The 4,681-nt window shown below is 30.0% G+C and carries 5 protein-coding genes; all 5 read left to right on the top strand.

Going from position 1 to position 4,681, the window contains the following annotated elements:
* Positions 1-447: 447 nt before the first annotated feature.
* The 5 genes from HMPREF2704_RS03530 (at position 448) to HMPREF2704_RS03510 (ending at position 4,670) form a co-directional block, all read left to right on the top strand.
* Entirely contained in the window at positions 448-705 is a 258-nt protein-coding gene (locus HMPREF2704_RS03530; protein ID WP_041826470.1) for a hypothetical protein, read from the top strand.
* A complete protein-coding gene (locus HMPREF2704_RS03525; protein WP_014713955.1) occupies positions 692-1,279 on the top strand; it encodes a toxin-antitoxin system HicB family antitoxin in 588 nt (195 codons plus the stop codon). The genes HMPREF2704_RS03530 and HMPREF2704_RS03525 overlap by 14 nt, the downstream gene beginning before the upstream one ends.
* Position 1,280: 1 nt before the next feature.
* On the top strand, positions 1,281-1,664 hold the full coding sequence (locus HMPREF2704_RS03520) for a hypothetical protein (RefSeq protein WP_041826469.1): 384 nt from the start codon (positions 1,281-1,283) through the stop codon (positions 1,662-1,664).
* 702 nt (positions 1,665-2,366) lie between these two features.
* On the top strand, positions 2,367-3,227 hold the full coding sequence (locus HMPREF2704_RS03515) for an Rgg/GadR/MutR family transcriptional regulator (protein WP_049471967.1): 861 nt from the start codon (positions 2,367-2,369) through the stop codon (positions 3,225-3,227).
* Positions 3,228-3,470: 243 nt separating this feature from the next.
* Positions 3,471-4,670, top strand: coding sequence for a streptosactin maturase GggB (locus HMPREF2704_RS03510; RefSeq protein WP_176745629.1), 1,200 nt, complete (start codon positions 3,471-3,473; stop codon positions 4,668-4,670).
* Positions 4,671-4,681 lie beyond the last annotated feature (11 nt).

The raw sequence follows: 4,681 nt of genomic DNA, 5'->3' as shown, positions 1-4,681 counted from the left end.
TAGAGTTCAAAAAAATTAACGATATTCAATAATATTACATTATATTGGACAGTAAATGGACAGTGACAGAGTGTTTGAAGGAGAGAAAAAGAGGCTTAAATGCCTCTTTTTATATGTTTGTAGACTAGAAGTAGATAGAATAGCTCTAAAAAATTTTTTGGTTATAAATTTCGCTTTTTATAATTCATAAAGATTATTAGCCATCTTTCCGAAAAAACAGATATTTTTCGGAAAGTTATTGAAAAAATCTACCTTAATGTTATGCAAAAAGGAAAAGATAAGATTGAAAAAGCTATGCTAGATTTAGCCGAAATAATCACTTGAGTATCTTAATCAGTTAAAATTTAGTTATTTTACTGAAAATAAAAGAAATCCTTGAAATCATCAACTTTTTTGTATATAATCAATATGACACTATATATGGTGTCGCTATGAATGAGGTATATCATGGGCAAGGAAAAAGAGTTGCAAAAAATAAAAAATGACCCCAAATCTGTTACCCCTGAACGCTTAGAATCTCTGTGTAAAAAATATGGTTTTATGTGGAAGCAAGGAACCAATCATTCAATAACCTCTCATGCTCTATTGGAGGAGAGTTATCCAATACCACGACATAAGCCAATAAAGCCGGTTTATGTGAAGAATGTTATAAAAATGATTGAGAAAGTGATAGAATTGGAGGAGGGTTTAGATGATGAAAGATAAAGAATACTATCTTGGATTGAACTATCCGATTTTAATTGGACAAATTTTTGACGAGGATGAAGTATTATTTACTGCCTCTATTAAAGAGTTACCAGGACTAATCGTTTATGGTGAATCTTTAGAAGAAGTTTATGATGAGATTGAATTAGCTAAAGCAGATTGGATTGAGGCTAATCTTGAGTGGGGGAGACAAATTAAAGAACCCCTTGAGAACTCTCTGGAAGAGTATAGTGGAAAAATAACGCTAAGATTACCTAAAACATTACATAGAGATGTTAAAGAACGATCTGAGATTGAAGGAGTTAGTTTAAATCAAACTATAGTACAATTGATTAATGATGGGTTATTCAAACAAACTCAAAATGTTGTTGAACAGTTAGCAGAGCAATTTGAGCATATGACTAAAAAATTTAGTCAAACCATTGCAGAAAAGGTTTCTGCACCAGAGCAACATATTCATCAAACAATCATTGTAAAAAATCAATCTGAAAAAATACAACCATATAAAGAGCAGAATATTACTAATAATAGACTACAAGATAATAAAGTAATTTCATGGTCTATTGGAGGTTAAAATGAAGTCAAAAAATATAGAGATAAGAAGAATAACATTTAGCAAATTCGAATTTAATATTCATAATACAGGAGAAGTTGAAGAAGATGGAAGAGCTTCAATTAATCTGAATCTTCCTGACAGAGAGGAAGGACAAGAGAATCAACTTATACTGATAAAGATGGAAATTTCTTATCCAGATAGTCAGTATCGAGTTGTTGCTGATATTGATGCTATATATTCAGTCTTAGCTTCAGATTTACCAGAAGATATTTCGCAGGATAGTGAATTTCAACAAGCACTTATTACACCAATGATAGAAAAGTTTAGGCTATATATTGGTATGTTTTCTGAAGGAGCATATGGAGCGATTCTGATACCAAATTTAAACTTTAATCAAGACTAGAAGTTATCCGTTTTAAATATTCATATATTCTTATGGAATATTTAATCAGTTAAAATTCAGTTATTGAGCTATAAACAAAACAAAAAATCCTATGAGACTTTGATTTCATAGGATTTTCATTATCTCAATTATTTAACTTCTGTAACAATAAAGATATTCAATACAATAGTTGTATGTATTAAATTAGTATTTAATCGTTCATCTCATAACTTGTATGACTGTTGCACAACTTATTTTACACTACCTGACTTTACGAATGATATAAAAAAGACCTTTAAAATAATTGATTTTAAAAAGATAGTTTTCGTTAGGTTAATTTATTTGCACGTCAAACACTATAAAAAGAGAGTGGGCCAGAAATCGGTAATTCGTTAGAATTTGATTTTGTCATCCCACCTCCGCACAGTTGAGTAGGTTTGTAAAAGCTAATGAAATCAGCGTAGTAGAGCCTACTCAACCACTGCGTCTTGCTCGACAATCCAAAAATAATTGAGAGGCTAGGACTTTTGTCCCAGCCTCTTTTTATAAGAGAGTGAAATTATCCAACTCCTATAACTATGATTCCTCCAAATATTACTAAAGATAAGTAAAAAAATAATTTTTTATTCATAATAGCAACCTCTTTTCTTTTTCTCCTATGATATAATGTTATTCAAGATATTGTAATAAATTCCCTTATACACAATTTAAGAGGTACTTTAAATGAAATACGGAAAAATTTTTAAAAAATTTAGAGAATCAAGAGGACTGTCACTAAAAGATGTTTCTAAATGTGGAGTATCAAGTTCTCACCTGTCAAGGTTTGAGCATGAAGAAGCTGACTTAACTATTACAAAATTCATTTTAGCACTTGAAGCAATTAATATGCCAATTGAAGAATTTATATACGCGGCGCGCGATTTTCATAGAGATGACTTTAATGAATTGTTAGAGAAAATTCGTTTATTAGTAGCAAAGCGAGATATCGTTGGTATGGAAAATTTACTGATTAGTTTGTTGGAAAAAAAAGAGAAGAAAGACCCTTTTTATGAGCTAAATACGATTTTGGTTAAGATTCGTTTACAGGACTTATCAGGAAAGATCTATGTGACAGATCAAGATATTAGTTTTGTCAGTGAGTACTTATTTTCTGTAGAATACTGGGGGTGTTATGAATTGTTGTTGTTTATGAATACATTAGATGTTTTAAATCATGAAACTATGATGGTTTTATCAAAAGAAATGTGCCATCGCTCTGAATTTTATAGAGATATTCCAAATAATCGTCGTTTACTATCGACCATGTTGTTAAATGCCTATATAACATGTATTGAACGAAACGAGCTAATAGATGCTCTTTATTTTGAAAAACAACTAAAATTTTGTAACTTCTCAGAAACTGAAATTTATGAAAAACTAGTGTTTCATTATGCGAAAAATTTGTACGATTTAAAGAAAACTCATAATCAATATGCTTTAATTGAGATGAGAAAATGTATCGCAGCAATGAAATTAGTAAATAGTCAACAGTTAGCATGTACGTTTGAACATCATTTAGAACAAGTGTTGAACGATTTAGAATAAATTGTGTAAAAGGGAATTTTTTATAGCGCTCCTAAAATGGTAATATGATATCTATATAAAACATAGGAGGTGAAAATAATGGAAGAACTACAAGTTATTGACCTTGAAGAGCTTTTAGAGTTTGATCAAGGTTATGTTGTTAATAATAACTGTGGACCAAGTCATTCTTGTGGTGGCGGTCGATAGTTTCTTCCGAGGTGGGGAAAAATTTCCCCATCTCTGTTTTCATTAATGAGGATTGCTATGATAAAAAAAATTGATACTGATTTTGGTACATATTATTTTGATTCCATTTCTTTTACTTTGTCTTCTTCACCTGAATATAAAAATACGTCGAATACTTTGGATAATCTTGATGATGGAATCTTGAAGAAAGTTGTAATAAATATTTCAAATAGCTGTAATCTATCGTGTTCGTACTGTTATGCTGATGGTGGAAACTATGGCATGAACAATCGAGTAATGGATTTTGATACTGCTGATAAGATAATTCAGGAAATTGTAAGTAAGGGAATAAAACAAATTAATCGATTAATACTTTTTGGAGGAGAGCCTTTTTTAAATATTGAGTTGTTTGTATATTTTATTGAGAAATTATCTAAATTTTTAAATATATTAAAAGTTGAGACTGTAACTAATGGTACTGTTTTGAATCATCGAGTAAAGCATATGTTAAATAAATTTCATCCATTTTTAACAATTAGTTTAGATGGACCAGAGGTTGTTCATGATAGGTTAAGGGGAAAAGGAAGTCATAGAAAGACTCTGAGATTCATTAAGTATTTAAAAAGTATTGATTATGATAATTTCGAAATTGCATCAACGTATACTCGTATTCATCAAAAAAATGGTATTAGTAGAGAAGCTATTTTCAAATATTTTACTGAGATGGATGTTCATTTTAATGTTAATGATGTCTTCAGTAAAAATAAAGTACTTATTGTTAAAGAAATGGAAAAAAGTTTATCTGAAAGAAAAACTTTTATAGATACTTCTATTCAGAATGTAATTGATTGTAATGAGAAAGCATTTATTAGCCCAATCTTATACGATGTTTTAATATCTATGATTTACAAGAGTACAAACCATACTTTCTGCGATGATATTGATCCTTCCAATACAATTACTTTTGACGTAGATGGAAGTAAGAAGTTGTGCTTTAGATTCTGGGGGAGTCATAATAGTCCAAATGTTGAAACATTTAATAATAAGGATAATTTTTCTAAGTGTAAAGATTGCTGGTGTAGAGGTATGTGTATAGAATGTGTTGCCAATGTAATTGATGGTTATTCCACTGTCATTAACGAGAATGGAGAATTCATAGAATGCCACAAGCCAGAACTTATGGAATATTGCATACAACAAATTATATACCTTTCTAGAGATAAAGAGCGACTATCTAAGTTGGTAAATAACTTCAGGAGGTTTATACGTTATGCTTAGATCTTATGTAA

This window comes from Streptococcus sp. HMSC076C09, from assembly GCF_001837905.1.
Lineage (GTDB): Bacteria > Bacillota > Bacilli > Lactobacillales > Streptococcaceae > Streptococcus > Streptococcus parasanguinis_I.
Note: the sequence above shows the minus strand (reverse complement) of the source record. Positions and strands in the feature narration are given on the sequence as shown.

Bases quoted from the DNA above. Each gene is read 5' to 3' on its own strand.
- HMPREF2704_RS03530 (WP_041826470.1), top strand. From the start codon at position 448: ATGGGCAAGGAAAAAGAGTTGCAAAAAATAAAAAATGACCCCAAATCT.
- HMPREF2704_RS03525 (WP_014713955.1), top strand. From the start codon at position 692: ATGATGAAAGATAAAGAATACTATCTTGGATTGAACTATCCGATTTTA.
- HMPREF2704_RS03520 (WP_041826469.1), top strand. From the start codon at position 1,281: ATGAAGTCAAAAAATATAGAGATAAGAAGAATAACATTTAGCAAATTC.
- HMPREF2704_RS03515 (WP_049471967.1), top strand. From the start codon at position 2,367: ATGAAATACGGAAAAATTTTTAAAAAATTTAGAGAATCAAGAGGACTG.
- HMPREF2704_RS03510 (WP_176745629.1), top strand. From the start codon at position 3,471: ATGATAAAAAAAATTGATACTGATTTTGGTACATATTATTTTGATTCC.